The sequence below is a fragment of the Corynebacterium sp. HMSC076C10 genome (genome assembly GCF_001812455.1).
Taxonomy (GTDB): domain Bacteria; phylum Actinomycetota; class Actinomycetes; order Mycobacteriales; family Mycobacteriaceae; genus Corynebacterium; species Corynebacterium jeikeium_D.
Genome location: NZ_KV809158.1, coordinates 42,702 through 57,146, shown reverse-complemented (window position 1 = coordinate 57,146; position 14,445 = coordinate 42,702). Strand labels below are relative to the sequence as shown.

Genomic DNA, 14,445 nt, shown 5'->3' with positions numbered 1-14,445 from the left:
TTGCGTATAAAAGCCAGAAGTCGACGCCTCTGGCGACGCGGTGCAGCCATCGCTGCGGGATATGCGCTTGACCGCATTTTCGCAGATCCCACCAATCACCATCCGGTGGCAATCTACGGGCAGGCCGTCAGCAAACTTGAGCGCCGAATTTATGCCGATTCCAAGGCGCGCGGTGTAGCTTTCACCACAATCGCAGTGGCCGCACCGGTAGTGCTTACCGCCGCAGTCAGTACAGTCGCCCCGACCCTCGCACTGACTGCCACCACGTGGGCATCGCTCGGCGGCACTACCCTCCGCCGCACGGGCGAACGTATGGCCGACCGACTTTCCGCCGGAGATATCGATGCCGCTCGTGCGCTAGTGCCGTGGCTATGCTCGCGTGATCCGAAAGCTCTCGACGCTGATGGCATCGCCCGAGCCACCGTCGAATCGCTCGCCGAGAATACCTCCGACGCCGTCACCGGCACGCTCATGTGGGGTGCCATCGCAGGCGCTCCTGGTGTGGTCGCTCATCGAGCGGCCAATACCCTCGACGCGATGGTGGGGTACCGCAACGCTCGCTATCGCCAGTTCGGGTGGGCTAGTGCACGGCTTGACGACGTCGCCGGGTTCCTCCCCGCGAGACTTACAGCTGTCGCAACTGTGGTTGCAGGCCCGAATCGTCGTCAAGCATTGGCAGCGTGGCGACGAGACGCCGGCAACCACCCAAGCCCGAACGCAGGCGTCGTGGAGGCGAGCGCTGCAGGCGCGCTGGGGCTGCAGCTGGGCGGCGCGACGGTGTATCCCAGTGGAGTGGAGATGCGCCCGGTGCTTGGCAGTGGTCGGAGACCTGCGGTGGCAGATGTTCGGCGTGCGGCTGAGCTGAGCAAGCGAGTACAAAATATTGTTGCGCTCAGCTGCGCCGGAGCAGCAGTAATCGCCGGATGTATCCGGCGCGTGAAAGCGCGAGCTGAGAGTTAGAAACGCTCGTCGTATCGGTTGTCGCGGTAACCTGCGGCGCGGTGTCCAGTGTTGCCGTAGCGTTGCGCCATGCGCTGGCGGTGCAGCTCGGCGGCGCGATCCTCTTCGGACTTAGCCTGCGGAGGAGTGGGAGTGGTGGCATCGTCCGATTCGGGTGTTGCGTCCTCAGAGTCATCAGCGTCATCTACTGGTTCCGCGGCTTCGGCATCGCGGAGGTTCTTAGCCATCTCCTCTTGCTCCGCGCGGTCTCGTCTGCGCTCGACGATTTCAGCACGAATGAACCAGACGACGGCCAGCGGCACGAGAGCGCCGAAGAAAATCCACTGAATGCCGTAGGAGAGGTAGGGGCCGGACTCCAGAGCGGGCAGCGGAATGGCCTCGATGACGGCATCAGATTTGTCCGAGAGCTGAAGCCAATCGGGGTTGAGTTCGGTGTCGACTAGCTCGGACACTTCCTTGGTATTGATTCCGTAGACCTGCGGCGGGGTGCCGGGGATTGGGGCGGTCTCGGCGGGAATCTCGTTTCGGCGGGTAAAGGCCGAGATAGTCAAGGTGCCCTTCGGGGCTGGCTCAACATTGGGGGTGCTGGAGTCTGTCGGACGTACAAAGCCGCGGTTGACCAGGTAGTTTTCGCCATTGTTAGCGACGAAGACATCAAGTACCTGGACGGCGGGGGCCCCATTGACCGGACGGTTACGCAATAGCACGCGGGTATCCGGCAGGAAGGACCCGGTGGCGGTAACGCGACGCCATTCGTTGCCCTCGACGAACCCTTTGCCCTTGGGCATTAGCTCATTGACATCTACGGGGTCGAGCTCGAATGAGTGCTCAAGCTGCTGATTGCGATGCTGCGTCGCAGTGTTCTTACCCAACTGCCACGGAGCCAGAACAGTAAATGCGAGATAGGAAAACGCAATGGCGACAATGGCAGTGAGAACCCATCCAGGGGTCAGAAACTGGCGCACATTCTTAAACACATTCATTGAGCTTACCCGGTGGTGTGGATGGCACTAGAGCGGCTGGTGATTGGCGGTGCGGAGATTGAGTGAACTTCGGGTAAAGTTATTTGAGCGTATTTGACGGGGAATCTACCCGGGGATAGATGGAAAGAGAGGTGTCGTGGTGGGCACGCAAACAGCGAAATCTTCGCCTTCACGCCGCTTCAGCACAGTCTCGCGCCAGTTCATCAAGTTCGGTCTGGTCGGCGGCACAGGTGTGGTTGTCAACCTGATTGTCGTGATTATTGCCCGCAAGTTGGGCCTCAGTCTGGGCACCAATGAGCACGACGTGTTTATGAACTTGTTCGGAACGCGGTGGAATATCCGTTACTCCCACGTCTATGCAACTCTGGCGTTTGTCGTGGCTAACATCTGGAACTTCCAGCTCAACCGGTCCTGGACTTTCCGAACTGACAATCGCCCGAACTGGTTTAGACAGTTCTTCCCGTTTTTATTTGCAGGTATCTCAGCACTGATTGTGAACCTGGTTGTTATCACGCTGCTGACTAACCCCACCTCGCCACTGGCACTGCCGGTGGATATTTTCGACGACTCCACCGGCTTTAGGAACCGCCTCTACTGGGCAAACCTCATCGGCGTCATCTTGGGTACGCCCGCTAACTTCATCTTGAATAAGATTTGGGCGTTTCGAAACCGGGGCAATGCCAGCAAAACAAAAGAAAAGGTTGTTTTGAAACCTTAACGCTCAGAGGCCAGCGCCAGAGTCTCACGCAACCATGCGATGATTCCCGGCGTCGCGGCCTCAATTTCGTTTCGAGTGCGGACGAATCCCTCCGGACCTCCGTAGTAAGGATCGGCCACGACGGCCCCCTTCGGGGATGCCGGGTCGAAGGAACGCATCAGGCGAATCTTCTCTTTTGGCACGCCAGCGTGGAGTAGACCATTGATGTGCGATTCATCCATGGCGATGAAAAGCGTTGCATCCATGTGCTCATCGCCCAGCTGTGCCGCGGTGTGGTTCGGATCGTAGCCAGCATTTTCCAGCTCGGCTTGTGCTCGCTCGTCGGCGGGTTCGCCGACATGCCAGCCGCCGATTCCGCAGGAGGCGAGCAGGACATCGTCGGCAAGCGCATTGGCTTCAACCGCGTCACGGACGATGATTTCAGCCATGGGGGAGCGGCAGATATTTCCGGAGCAGACAAACACGACGTACACGGACTCAGTACGATGCGACGAGTTCATAAGCATAATAGGCAAAACCAAACTTCTCGGAAAATAAAAATAGGATTGTCACTAATCGTTGACGAGTCTTAAAGATACAACATTTCCCGCACAACACGATTCAGGTCCTCAGGCGAGGACGCCACCGCCGCTGCCGATGCCCACTCAGATTCTGAGCCGTAGCCCCATTTAACAGCGATGGCGGGGATACCGAACTGTGCGGCGCCCTCAAAATCATGGATACGATCGCCGACCATTACGACCGAACCACGCGGGCGCACTGCTTCATCGGTTTCAATGCCCAACTCCTTGAGCGTGTACTCAATGACCTCGGTCTTTGTCTGTCGTGAGCCGTCGTCGCTGGCGGCGCCGATGAAGTCAAAGGCGTCGAGAAGCCCGAAATTGTCCAGGGTCTTGCGGGCGAAGTAGTCGCCCTTGGACGTCGCAGTGGCTAGTTGGACACCTGCTGCCCGCCAATCGCGCAGGAGCTCCGGCCAGCCGGGGAACATCTCGGCACGCTGCCAAGCACCGGCGTGTTGATGCTCCATGTACACAGCGAAGGCTCGGTCGACTTGTTCGTCGGAAAGTCCGAGGGATGCGAGTGTCTCCACCATTGGCGGGCCGGGGATCGTGTTGATAAAGCTTTCGGGCGGAAATGGGTGGTCAATTGCCTTCAATGCAAGGCGGAATCCATGTGCGATTGCGGGGAGAGAATCGGCGATGGTGCCGTCGACATCAATAAGGACAGTGGGGCGATGGCCAGTGGACATATTGTTCATCCTAAAAGGTCATTAGGCTGGATGGCATGTTAGACGACCCGCTGCGCTATCACGGCGATCAGGCCGCCCATGGCGCTGACCTGGACTTTGCCGTCAATGTTCACGGCACCACACCGCAGTGGCTGCAGGACTCGCTGGCCACGTCCCTCGGAGAACTTGCCGCGTATCCGTCTGCGCAGCTCGATGCCGACGTCCGCGCTGCCATTGCCACCAACCACAATCGCAGCGCCGACGAGGTACTGCTTCTCCACGGCGTCGCCGAGGGCTTTTCGCTCTTGCCGCACCTGGGCTTGCCCGCCACCATCGTCCAGCCGCAGTTCACCGAACCTGAAGCCGCGTTCCGCGCCGCGGGAGTCGGGGTGGATTCGCTGGTACTACCGTCGCCGTACACGCTCACGCCTACGCTTGCCGACGTCCACGAGAACGCCTCCTCCCCGCATTCCCAGCAGCTTGACGGCCGGATGGTCATCATCGGCAATCCGACTAACCCCACCGGTGTTGCTCATTCAGCGGATGACCTGCGGGGGCTCGCCAGCCGTTGTGGGATCTTGGTCGTGGATGAGGCATTTATGGACGTCGCCGATGGTGAGATTATTCGGCGGTGCTCGCTAGCTGATTGCAGGCCGGGGGAAGCGAACAGTATCCCCGATAATGTCATCGTTTTCCGCAGCATGACTAAGACCTGGGCAATCGCAGGCCTGCGCTGTGGTTACGCGCTGGGAACCCCTGAGCTCCTGGCGAAGTTGGGGCGACTGCGTCCGCACTGGCCACTGGGCACGCTGCAACTTACCTCTATGGCGGCAATCGCGCGTCGCGAGGCAGAGCTGTTGCCACAAATCCGCGCTGAGATTGGTCAGCAGCGCGAGGCTATGACACAGCTGTTAGTAGCCGCCGGCTGGCAGGTGTTGGATTCCAAGGCTCCCTTTGTGCTGGCACGCCCGGGGGTTGCCCTGAGCACGCATGATGGTCCGGGCGCTGCGGAGGTTGACGTCGTCAAGCACGAGCGCCTGAGACAGCGGCTCGCTGCGCGCGGAGTAGCCGTGCGGCGTTGCGACACCTTCGCCGGTTTGGACGGTTCGTGGTGGCGGCTGGCTGTGCGGGACGAGACGAGTGTGCGGCGGCTTATTGCGGAAGTAGCGGATTTGCTGTCGCAGAACTGATGGGGCGGGGCAGAGTTCACTACGCTGGAAGAGAAGCTGGAGAGAAATGCATGTTGAAGGGATGGATGTATGACGGACTCTGCGCAGACCCGTGCCGAGGGTAATAACACGGTGGTGACCGTCGCCGACGTGCGTGCGGCGATGGATGCGGCCTACCCGCCGGCACTGGCGGAGAGCTGGGATAAAGTCGGCCTGATTTGCGGTGACCCGCAGGATGAGGTGCGTCGTATCGCGTTGGCGCTGGACTGCACTGACGAGGTTGCAGATCGCGCGATTGCCTCCGGTGCTCAGATGCTCGTTGTGCACCATCCGCTACTTCTGCGTGGTGTGAATTCCGTGGCGGCGGATACACCGAAGGGTCGGATTATTCATAAGCTGATCCGGGCAGGTGTAGCTCTTTTTGCAGCGCACACCAACGCTGACAGCGCCCGACCGGGTGTCAACGACCAGTTGGCCACGGTGCTCGGAGTTGAACCGGGTGCGCCGCTGGCTCCGCAGCCGGCTCCCGGCTTGGATACCTGGACGGTGAAGGTTCCGGCAGATCACGTCGATAAGGTCGCGCAAGCCATGTTTGAGGCGGGCGCGGGCACTATCGGCGACTACGACAGCTGTGCGTTTCGCATTAACGGCCGCGGCCAGTTCCGCCCGCTGAGCGGGGCGAATCCCTTCATCGGTGCCGAGGGGCAGATTGAGTATGTCGAGGAAGTGCGCCTGGAGATGGTCGCGCCACGGTCCGTGCGCGCGGCGATTGTCAAGGCTCTCGTTGCAGCGCATCCGTATGAGGAACCGGCCTTCGACATCGTGGACAATCAAGCCACCGGCTTGGATCCACAGCAGGCTGTGGGCATTGGGCGAGTGGGCACGCTGGATACGCCGATGCCATTTAAGGACTTCGTCGCCCGTGTGGCTGAGCGCCTGCCTGCAACGGCATGGGGCGTGCGTGGCGCAGGCGATCCGGAGCGGATGATTCGCACGGTTGCCGTCGCATCTGGTTCAGGTGACTCTTTCCTGGACACTGTGGCAAAGATGGGCGTCGATGCGTTCGTTACCTCTGACCTGCGGCATCATCCTGTCGATGAGACACTGCGGACCGCGGACTTCTGCGTGGTGGACACGGCTCACTGGGCCAGCGAGTTCCCCTGGTGCTACCAGGCCGCAGACATGCTGGCCGAGAGGCTCGGGGTCGCGACCGAGGTCCTTGAGGTGCGCACCGATCCCTGGACAGTGGCAAAATCGTCGACACAGGCAAGGAAGTGAAGACCATGAGGCTTAGTCCACAAATCCAAGTTGCGATGTTGGAAAAGGCGGAAAACCAAACTCAGTTGGATGGGCTCACCGCCCGCCAGAACGTTCTGCCCGAGCGTGCTGAGTTGCAGGAGCTGCGCAAAAAGCACAGCCGTCAGGCCAGTGAGGCAGCGCGCTCCAAGCTCAGCGCCTCCGATATCGGCCGCGATATTGCCAAGCTGGAATCGGACATCAACAAGCTGAAGGCCCGCGAAAAGGCTGACCGTCTGTCGCTCGGTGCCGCAGAAGACGCATCCACGCGCCGTGACCTCGAGCACGACCTGCGCTCCACCAAGCGCCGCCGCGAACGCGCTGAACAGGAACTCCAGCAGTACGAGCGCATGCAGGAGGCCTATCAGGTCGACGCTGAGCACGAATACGACGCCGACGAGGCGCACGATGACATCGTCGCCGCCAAGCAAAGGCTTAACGACGCCGAGGTTGACCTCATTGCGCGCATTTCCATCGCTGAGACCCGAATCGAAGAGGCTGACAAACTCATTGATGGTTCGGCAGCCAAGCTGTACCGTCGTCTAGCGCTTGCTAACGGCATCCCCGTTGCCCGCTTAAACGGACGCACCTGCGGTTCCTGCTTCATGGAGCTCGATGTAGGAACCGTGCATGAATTCACCACGCTTGCGCCGGAAGAAGTGACGTTTTGTCCTGAATGTGGCGCGATGATTGTGCGTGCGGAAACGCTGGGAGCGGTGAAAGGCGCGTAAATGAGCCAGGCTGCAGACAAGCGCGATAGCGCGCCGGGCTGGACGGGTGCGACTACAGATCCCACGCGGTTGGTGCTGCTGCGCCATGGGCAGTCGCCAATGTCGATTCGCCGGGAGTACTCGGGAAGCCGTTCGAACCCCGACCTGACAGAGGTGGGCAGACAGCAAGCGGAAGCGGCAGCACGTCACCTGGCGGCGTTGGTCGATAGCGGCAACATGAGTTTCTCGGCGATTGTGGCCTCTCCACAGCGTCGTGCACAGCAGACCGCAGAGGCGGCAGCCAAAGCGCTCGGCCTGGACATCCACGTTGAAGAGGATCTGCGCGAGACCGACTTTGGGCAGTGGGAGGGCATGACTTTCTCCGAGGCTCACAACGCCACCCCTGAGCTGCACAGTTCCTGGCTTGCGGATCCGACCGTGGCGCCACCGGAGGGGGAGGATTTCCGCACGGTCGATAGCCGAGTGAGCGCCACGCGTGAGCGCATCGCTCAACAATTCGGTGCCTCGGATGTGCTGGTAGTCAGCCATGTCACGCCAATCAAGTCGCTGCTGCGCCAGGGGCTCGGCTGCGGCTTTGAAATCTTCACTCGCCTGCACTTGGACCTGGCCAGCCTCTCCATCGCGGAGTTCTACGCAGATGGGCCGACATCAGTGCGGCTGATTAACGACACCAGCTACCTGCGTGGTTAGCAGCCGAGCACGGCGGGTTATTTGAATTGCGGTTGTGGCGGGTACACTAACCATTCGAGCGAGCCGGCCGGGTGATCGCGGCAGTTAACGGAACCGGACGCCTCTTTTACAGAGTGTGTCCAGGCCGCTGTCGAGGAAAGTCCGGACTCCACTGGGCATGGTGGTTGCTAACAGCAACCCAGGGTGACCTGCGGGAATAGTGCCACAGAAAATAGACCGCCGGGCGCACAGCCGATGTCTTTGACGTAAAGCTGTGGAGATCCGGTGAGGGTGAAAAGGTGCGGTAAGAGCGCACCAGCGGGGCAAGTGATTGCACCGGCTAGGTAAACCCCACCAGGAGCAAGGCAAAATCGCGCATGCTTCGTCGTGCGCGTGCGCGAGTGTTTGAGGGCTGCCCGTCCGATACTCGCGGGTGTGCTGCTTCAGGCTGTCAGCAATGGCAGACCGAGATGGATGATCGCCACCCGGCGCTTTCCGAAAGGAGCGCCGAGGGACAGAATCCGGCTCATAGGCCGACTCGTTCACACAAGCTTTATTACTCGACCACCGCGCCGGCCGCAGTGTTCTCCACACGGATGGTCTCGGAACCGCCGTCGTTAAGCGCGGAGGCAATCCGATCGGCATCGTCGACGTGGGACCACATCACCAGCGATGCACCCGGGCACGGCGCACAACGGGCAATCTTCTCGCAATCGATGGTGTCGGTCAGCTCGGAAATCTGCCCCAGCACAGAGCTTGCCGACGGCGCGGAGCCACGCTCACTGACATCGCGCGAAACCCCTGCGATGGCTGCTTGAATATCGCTGTGACGGATGTGGCCGATGACTGCGCGGGCGCGGTCGGAGGATGCGTCGGCTTCGTCAAGCCACTGAATGGCACGGCCGATGGTGGGGATGTCTTCGTCGTCCGGATGCACCTCGTGACGAGCACGCACCCAGTCCGCGACCCGCTCTTGTGAGTCGGGGAGGCTAGCGAGAGTCGGCACGCCAAAAGCGGCGCAGGCTTGCTGGAAGAACTCGTAGCGCTCCTCGTCGGGCGAACCGCCGGTGACATCGGGGGAGTAAGCGACGGTCAGTGCCAACGACTGAGGGAGAGCCGTCTGCGTGACTGCCTCATCGGAGTGGTTGATGCATAGCAGGCTGTCCGGGCGGCTGCGCAGTGCCGTGGTGTAGGGGTACAGCGGCCACGATTGCCCCTTAATCTGCACCATGGTCTCGTGGATAGCGGTGGCAATACGCGTGCGGGTGGGTACATCATCGCGGTCGCCAAAACGCGCATTGAGAGCCAGCGCGAGAGCACACTGAATTGCCGGAATCTCTCCAAAACCGCGACCTGGCGCGATAGTGGAGGCAATGGTGACCTTCAGGCCGTTGCTGTTGCGCGGAACGAGATGCAGCGAGTGCTGCAATGCGACGATGGCAGCCGCGACAGCGGTCGGCACCTGAGAAAAAGCGGCGGGGACGCTATCCGGGAAATCCATCTTGGTAGTTTCGCGCTTGTACACGACAACGAGCTGCTGCTCGTCGATTTCCTCGATACCGACCGCAGCATAGGCCGGAATGGCGGTGGCTAGGAGCATGCCGCCGGAGGACGCGCAGTCCTCACCCAACAGGTTGATGGAACCCGGGGCGTATGCAACTGAAGCATTAGAACCGACGGCATCGAAGACGTCGTTTACGACAGCGGGTGCGGCGGGCATGGGTGAAACCTCTCCAGAGATCGGACTCATAGTGCTGGTGTGCAGTGTTCGCGTTCAACGCTTGTGTTCTAAGGTGAACAATTCCGTCGATAATACCCGGGTCGGGGGACAGTGACAAACCTATATACTGGGATTTTATGTCGCCGCAGCGCACATGGCAGGCAAATGGTTGCCTCTCTGCAAGTTTGCTTATGTGTGGAGTTGGCGGTGGCAGAACCGCTTGATAACTCGACATGTTCTCGATGTGGAAGAGGAGAAAAATCGTGAGCGACAACAGCAGTAAGTGGTACTACCAGCCGTCGACGGGCACGGTGTTTCAGGGGAAGAAAACCGGTTGGGACGACCGAATGGGCCCCTACGATTCCGAAGAGGAAGCCCGCGCTGCCATGGAAAAAGTCGCCGAGCGCAACAAGGCGGCCGACGACTGGGATGAAGAAGATGACGACTGGGGCGTAGCTGAAAAATAAGGCTCTACGCCTTTAGGCCTTCTTGCCCTTCTTAATCTTCTTTTCCATCTTGCGGAAGGCCTTGAAAACCTTTGCCACGGCATCGTCGTACTCAGCCAGGGCCTTTAGGCCGTCGTAGTACTCCATCTGGTAAAGCACGCCGTATCCGAACGTGTCCCTGCCCGAACGGGAAGCACGCTTAGCGCGAGCCAGCACGAAGTCACGCGCAGTACAGGTGTCCTGGAAGTCACCGAGAACCGACTGCAGGTTCTTGCAGGCAGCGTAGAGCTTCTCGGTCGGCAGGTCCGCGTTCTGAGCAGCTTCCGCGCTGTAGCGGAGCTTCTTCGCAGCCTTGCGGACATCGTGGTAACGCTCGTCCAAATCTGCCTCTGGCAGATCAGCATCCTCGCGGCCATCGAGTACCAGGTTGTGGCGACGACGGAACTTCGAAAACGCGCTGCGCAGGTGATCGAGCAGCACAGCAGTGGTGTCGAGTTCCTTCGGTGCCGCTACCTTCTCCGGTGCGGCCTTGTCTGAGGTCGTGGAAACTGCTGCATCGGCTGCTGCAGTATCAGGCTCAGCCGCGACCTCGGAGTCGGCTGCCGAAGAATCCTCTGCGGCTGCGTTCTCCGCGCCGTCGGCAAGCGAATCATCCTTCTTCTTAGACTTCTTTTCCCCAGCCTCGGCCTCGTCCGCATTTGCGGCAATTGGCGGATTGGCGAGGAACTCATCGAGATCGTCGAGAAGTTGCAGGTACTCGCTGGAATTGAGTGCGAGAATAACGCGATGATGGGCGCGCTCGTAGTCCTTCTGGACATCCTCGACGAGATTCGCACGCAGCTCCTCGCCCAAAGCGGCGCTTTCGCGATTGGCCAGCAGCTCCTCCCAGCGCATAGCGACGACCTCAGCGTCACGAGCCACACCGAGAACACCCGCCAGCTGCTTGAGGTTGCTCTCCAACTCAGCGACCTTATCGCCCACGACAATGCCGTGGAAGGTCTGCATATGACTGCGCAGCTCACGAGTAGCGACGCGCATCTGATGCACCGAGTCAAACTCATCGCGGCGTACCTTCGGGTCGTACTCGACCATCTTGGCCACGTTAGCGGCCAGCGCATCGACCACAGTGCGCCCCGGAGTACCCTTCGGCAGCTTCGCTGGAACCGGCGGCAGGGGAGCGGAGTCGATGGAGTCACCCAACGCCGTCGCCAACTTCGAAGGGCTTTCCGACGGCACGGCGCCAGCCACCTCAGCGACCTTGGACATCGCTGCCATTACGGCCTTACCGTCCGGGTGATTTGCCCAATCCCCGAGCAGCTCAATCTCCCACTCACGCCAAGTAGTGGTTTCGCCGCCATCGAGGAAGGAAGTCGCCGTGACGTGATCATCCGCAAACTCCGCCATGGGCGTGCCATCGAGGGCAAACACCGTGGTGACGTGGCGCTCATTGTCTACCTGCGCGATTGGTTGCAGCGGGTGATTGCGCACAATTGCGCGCACGGGGGCAAGCAACTCGGTAGGCACGATGTAGTCGGCATCGCGGCCTTCACCGTTAACAGAGCCCTCTTCCAGGCCAACGCCATATTCGAGGCGACCGCCGGTACCCGGCGCCTTCAGATGCCACCCCTCATCGGGGCCGCCCGTGCGGCGACGCAGAGTGTGCTTGGACCGGGTCAGACGCAGGTCCGCCGTGTCCAGGTAAATCGCGGAGAGATTTCGCACCTCAGTGGTGGTGGAGCCAACCTGTGGAACGAAATCGAACGATGGGGCTACCACTTCTGGGGTAGCTGAGAACTTAGATTCCACCTCCAACGCCGCAGTTGGAGTTTTGGACTTAGAACCAGACTTAGATGCCATAACCACTAATTCTACCCCTGAATCGAAGAGCTAACCCGAGAAGTTCTGCGCCTCAGTAGGGAACTCGCGGGAGTGCACCTGGTCGACATACTGCTTCGCTCCCATGGTCAGCATCTCACCGACCTCTTCGAACACCGAACTAAACGACGGCCTGCGGCCATCGGCCGGAACTGCAAAGGCATCCTGCCAGACGAGAACCTGGCCATCGCACTGATTACCAGCGCCAATGCCACAGGTCGGGATGGATAGCTCGCGGGTAATCTCGGTGGCCAGATCCGCAGGCACCATCTCCAGGACCACGGCCGCGGCACCAGCATCGGCTACCGCATGGGCGTCGGCACGCAGCTGTTCCGCCCCCGCACCGCGCCCCTGTACCTTGAATCCGGACAGCGCGTTGACGGACTGCGGGGTGAAACCGATGTGCGCCATGACCGGAATGCCGGCGTTGACCAGCGCACGGATGCGCGGAGCGATACGAACGCCACCTTCGATCTTGATCATGTGTGCGCCGGTTTCGCGCATCATCTTCGCGGCGGACAGCACGGCCTGCTCATCGGAGGCCTCGTAAGTGCCGAAGGGTAGATCGGCAACAACAAGTGCGTTGCCAGCGCCCCGGACGACACCGCGCGCAAGCGGGATCATTTCTTCCAGCGAGATCTCGGTGGTGGTGTCGTAGCCGTAGACAACGTTTGCTGCAGAGTCGCCGACCAACAGTAGCTCGACACCGGCGGCGGAAAAAGCGCGCGCGGTGGAGTAGTCGTAGCAAGTCAGCATTGCCCAGGGGCGAGACTCAGCCTTCCATTCGGCCAGATTATTCAGACGAATCTTTTTTCCGCTCATGTCAATAGAGCATGCCATAGTCACCCGCAATTCGAGGCCACGAGGGCAGCGGTTATGGCACGGGTGCGGCAGTTGGCTAGCCACGCCGGATGGTCAAAATGTGTACCGCGAATCCGGGCACCTGGGTAACGTTGGAAAGTATGAACAGTCAGCAGGAATTCGTCCTCCGCGCAATCGAAGAGCAAGATATCCGTTATATCCGTCTGTGGTTTACCGACATTTTGGGGTATCTGAAGTCCGTTGCCGTCGCACCGGCTGAGCTCGAGGGCTCCTTTGAAGAGGGCATTGGTTTCGATGGCTCCGCGGTGGAGGGCTTTTCCCGCGTCTCCGAGGCTGACACTATCGCGCAACCGGATCCTTCGACGTTTCAGGTCATGCCGCGTCTGCATAAAGAAGACACAATCACGTCCGCGCGCATGTTCTGCGACATCGTCATGCCCGACGGTCAGCCGTCGTGGGCAGATCCACGCCAGGTGCTGCGCCGCCAAATTAAGGCGCTTGCCGACGAGGGCTTCCACGCGTTCATCCACCCGGAGATTGAGTTTTTCCTAGTAGAGAGCCTGGCTACTGATGGAAAGCCGCCGGTGCCAACGGACAATGGCGGTTACTTTGACCAGGCGGTCTACGACCGCGCACCGCGCTTTCGCCAAGAAGCGATCACGGTGTTGGAAGACATGGGAATCCCTGTGGAGTTCTCCCATCACGAAAACGCGCCGGGCCAGCAGGAAATCGATCTGCGCTACGCCGACCCGCTGACTATGGCGGATAACGTGATGTCTTTCCGCTACATCATTAAGCAGATTGCAATGAAAAATGGTGTGCAGGCGACATTCATGCCGAAACCTTTCCAGGACTTGCCGGGCAACGGCATGCACACGCACATTTCCCTTTTTGAAGGGGACACCAATGCATTCCATGACCCGGATGATGAAAACCAGCTCTCGGACACCGCAAAGGGTTTCATTGCCGGCATTCTGACCCACGCCAGCGAAATTTCCGCTGTGACCAATCAGTGGGTCAACTCCTACAAGCGCACGGCATTTGGCGATGAGGCTCCGACGTCCGCGACATGGGGCATGGCCAACCGCTCGGCTCTCGTGCGTGTGCCCATGTACTCACCGGGTAAGGCACATTCGCGCCGGGTGGAAATTCGTTCCTTGGACTCGGCCTGTAACCCGTATCTTGCTTACTCGGTGATTTTGGCCGCCGGTTTGAAGGGAATTAAGGAGGGTTACCAGCTTCCGGAGCAGGCAGAGGACAACATCTCCGAGTTGACCAAGCGGGAACGACGTGCGATGGGCTACCGCGATTTGCCGACATCCCTGGAGGTGGCGCTGCAGGAGATGGAACGCTCCGATCTGGTGGCCGATGCTCTCGGTGACCATGTTTACGAGTTCTTCCTGCTCAATAAGTGGCGCGAGTGGCGCGAGTTCCAGCGTCAGGTGACGCAGTGGGAGCTGCGCACAACTCTGGATTACTAGTTTCCCCGTACCGCCCCCTTCCTTTTTCGTCTTTAATTTGTTTTTTGGGTGACCAGTTTCAATGGTGATGAATCGACCTCGCACATCTCGCCAATCAGTGCCGCGGCCCGCAGCGCTGGGCTTGCGTAACGACGATCGGACGCGCGCTGACCTGGAAGATTTGGGGTGGTACAACGAGGAGTCCCTACATCTGTTGTGGGGTCTTGCCGGAGCCAGCGACCCCAAGCTGGCGCTCATGGCGCTAGTGCGGCTGAAAGGCGCTCTCGACGAGCTGGAGCAGCAGGGAAAGCTGGAGAACTGGGCCACCTGGTCCGGTCTCGATGAAGCCATGCGCGAGCAGGTGCCGC

At 60.2% G+C, this 14,445-nt stretch carries 14 protein-coding genes, 1 other RNA gene and 1 pseudogene; 10 read left to right on the top strand and 6 right to left on the bottom strand.

Going from position 1 to position 14,445, the window contains the following annotated elements:
- Positions 1-960 (top strand): cobalamin biosynthesis protein, encoded by a 960-nt coding sequence (locus tag HMPREF2857_RS10095; RefSeq protein ID WP_246819697.1) that lies wholly within the window; start codon positions 1-3, stop codon positions 958-960.
- Here HMPREF2857_RS10095 and HMPREF2857_RS10090 read toward each other — a convergent pair.
- Positions 957-1,943, bottom strand: coding sequence for an SURF1 family cytochrome oxidase biogenesis protein (locus HMPREF2857_RS10090; protein ID WP_070644115.1), 987 nt, complete (start codon positions 1,941-1,943; stop codon positions 957-959). The genes HMPREF2857_RS10095 and HMPREF2857_RS10090 overlap by 4 nt on opposite strands.
- Positions 1,944-2,079: 136 nt before the next feature.
- Here HMPREF2857_RS10090 and HMPREF2857_RS10085 point away from each other — a divergent pair, with 136 nt between their 5' ends.
- On the top strand, positions 2,080-2,661 hold the full coding sequence (locus tag HMPREF2857_RS10085) for a GtrA family protein (RefSeq protein ID WP_042388795.1): 582 nt from the start codon (positions 2,080-2,082) through the stop codon (positions 2,659-2,661).
- On the opposite strand, the gene HMPREF2857_RS10080 is transcribed toward HMPREF2857_RS10085, so the two are convergent.
- Together HMPREF2857_RS10080 and HMPREF2857_RS10075 are read right to left on the bottom strand one after the other, a co-directional pair.
- Positions 2,658-3,161, bottom strand: coding sequence for a low molecular weight protein-tyrosine-phosphatase (locus tag HMPREF2857_RS10080; RefSeq protein ID WP_369707166.1), 504 nt, complete (start codon positions 3,159-3,161; stop codon positions 2,658-2,660). The genes HMPREF2857_RS10085 and HMPREF2857_RS10080 overlap by 4 nt on opposite strands.
- A 68-nt stretch (positions 3,162-3,229) precedes the next feature.
- Positions 3,230-3,910: an HAD hydrolase-like protein gene (locus HMPREF2857_RS10075; RefSeq protein WP_070644112.1), complete on the bottom strand. Its 681-nt coding sequence runs from the start codon at positions 3,908-3,910 to the stop codon at positions 3,230-3,232.
- Positions 3,911-3,945: 35 nt separating this feature from the next.
- Here HMPREF2857_RS10075 and cobC point away from each other — a divergent pair, with 35 nt between their 5' ends.
- From cobC to rnpB, 5 genes and pseudogenes are all read left to right on the top strand, one after another.
- Positions 3,946-5,079 carry an aminotransferase class I/II-fold pyridoxal phosphate-dependent enzyme gene (gene cobC, locus HMPREF2857_RS10070; RefSeq protein ID WP_070644110.1) on the top strand — a complete coding sequence of 378 codons (1,134 nt, stop codon included), beginning with the start codon at positions 3,946-3,948 and terminating at the stop codon, positions 5,077-5,079.
- Positions 5,080-5,148: 69 nt separating this feature from the next.
- A complete protein-coding gene (locus HMPREF2857_RS10065) occupies positions 5,149-6,336 on the top strand; it encodes a Nif3-like dinuclear metal center hexameric protein (RefSeq protein WP_070644107.1) in 1,188 nt (395 codons plus the stop codon).
- 5 nt (positions 6,337-6,341) lie between these two features.
- A complete protein-coding gene (locus HMPREF2857_RS10060; protein WP_070644142.1) occupies positions 6,342-7,085 on the top strand; it encodes a zinc ribbon domain-containing protein in 744 nt (247 codons plus the stop codon).
- 24 nt (positions 7,086-7,109) lie between these two features.
- Positions 7,110-7,775: pseudogene (locus HMPREF2857_RS10055) on the top strand (histidine phosphatase family protein); the annotation flags it as partial.
- Positions 7,776-7,834: 59 nt separating this feature from the next.
- An RNA gene (gene rnpB, locus HMPREF2857_RS10050) (RNase P RNA component class A) lies at positions 7,835-8,299 on the top strand.
- An 11-nt stretch (positions 8,300-8,310) separates the two neighbouring features.
- On the opposite strand, the gene HMPREF2857_RS10045 is transcribed toward rnpB, so the two are convergent.
- Positions 8,311-9,474 carry a galactokinase family protein gene (locus HMPREF2857_RS10045; RefSeq protein WP_070644100.1) on the bottom strand — a complete coding sequence of 388 codons (1,164 nt, stop codon included), beginning with the start codon at positions 9,472-9,474 and terminating at the stop codon, positions 8,311-8,313.
- A 263-nt stretch (positions 9,475-9,737) separates the two neighbouring features.
- On the opposite strand from HMPREF2857_RS10045, the gene HMPREF2857_RS10040 reads away from it, so the two are divergent.
- Entirely contained in the window at positions 9,738-9,941 is a 204-nt protein-coding gene (locus tag HMPREF2857_RS10040; protein ID WP_016423068.1) for an SPOR domain-containing protein, read from the top strand.
- A gap of 12 nt (positions 9,942-9,953) precedes the next feature.
- Here the strand turns inward: HMPREF2857_RS10040 and HMPREF2857_RS10035 are convergent, their stop codons facing one another.
- Both HMPREF2857_RS10035 and panB read right to left on the bottom strand, forming a co-directional pair.
- The gene (locus HMPREF2857_RS10035; protein ID WP_070644097.1) at positions 9,954-11,777 is read right to left on the bottom strand and encodes a CYTH and CHAD domain-containing protein; all 1,824 of its coding nucleotides are present in this window, start codon (positions 11,775-11,777) and stop codon (positions 9,954-9,956) included.
- 30 nt (positions 11,778-11,807) lie between these two features.
- Entirely contained in the window at positions 11,808-12,617 is an 810-nt protein-coding gene (panB, locus tag HMPREF2857_RS10030) for a 3-methyl-2-oxobutanoate hydroxymethyltransferase (RefSeq protein WP_246819696.1), read from the bottom strand.
- A 140-nt stretch (positions 12,618-12,757) separates the two neighbouring features.
- On the opposite strand from panB, the gene HMPREF2857_RS10025 reads away from it, so the two are divergent.
- Together HMPREF2857_RS10025 and HMPREF2857_RS11350 are read left to right on the top strand one after the other, a co-directional pair.
- Positions 12,758-14,098, top strand: coding sequence for a glutamine synthetase family protein (locus HMPREF2857_RS10025; protein ID WP_005511085.1), 1,341 nt, complete (start codon positions 12,758-12,760; stop codon positions 14,096-14,098).
- A gap of 61 nt (positions 14,099-14,159) precedes the next feature.
- A partial coding sequence (locus tag HMPREF2857_RS11350; RefSeq protein ID WP_371441573.1) for a hypothetical protein occupies positions 14,160-14,445 on the top strand: 286 nt, incomplete at its 3' end.

What these genes read in the sequence shown, in the direction of transcription:
- HMPREF2857_RS10035 (WP_070644097.1), bottom strand. Translation starts at nt 11,777, where the DNA reads ATGGCATCTAAGTCTGGTTCTAAGTCCAAAACTCCAACTGCGGCGTTG.
- HMPREF2857_RS10025 (WP_005511085.1), top strand. Translation starts at nt 12,758, where the DNA reads ATGAACAGTCAGCAGGAATTCGTCCTCCGCGCAATCGAAGAGCAAGAT.
- HMPREF2857_RS10060 (WP_070644142.1), top strand. Translation starts at nt 6,342, where the DNA reads ATGAGGCTTAGTCCACAAATCCAAGTTGCGATGTTGGAAAAGGCGGAA.
- cobC (WP_070644110.1), top strand. Translation starts at nt 3,946, where the DNA reads ATGTTAGACGACCCGCTGCGCTATCACGGCGATCAGGCCGCCCATGGC.
- panB (WP_246819696.1), bottom strand. Translation starts at nt 12,617, where the DNA reads ATGAGCGGAAAAAAGATTCGTCTGAATAATCTGGCCGAATGGAAGGCT.
- HMPREF2857_RS10045 (WP_070644100.1), bottom strand. Translation starts at nt 9,474, where the DNA reads ATGCCCGCCGCACCCGCTGTCGTAAACGACGTCTTCGATGCCGTCGGT.
- HMPREF2857_RS10075 (WP_070644112.1), bottom strand. Translation starts at nt 3,910, where the DNA reads ATGTCCACTGGCCATCGCCCCACTGTCCTTATTGATGTCGACGGCACC.
- HMPREF2857_RS10080 (WP_369707166.1), bottom strand. Translation starts at nt 3,161, where the DNA reads ATGAACTCGTCGCATCGTACTGAGTCCGTGTACGTCGTGTTTGTCTGC.
- HMPREF2857_RS10090 (WP_070644115.1), bottom strand. Translation starts at nt 1,943, where the DNA reads ATGAATGTGTTTAAGAATGTGCGCCAGTTTCTGACCCCTGGATGGGTT.
- HMPREF2857_RS10065 (WP_070644107.1), top strand. Translation starts at nt 5,149, where the DNA reads ATGACGGACTCTGCGCAGACCCGTGCCGAGGGTAATAACACGGTGGTG.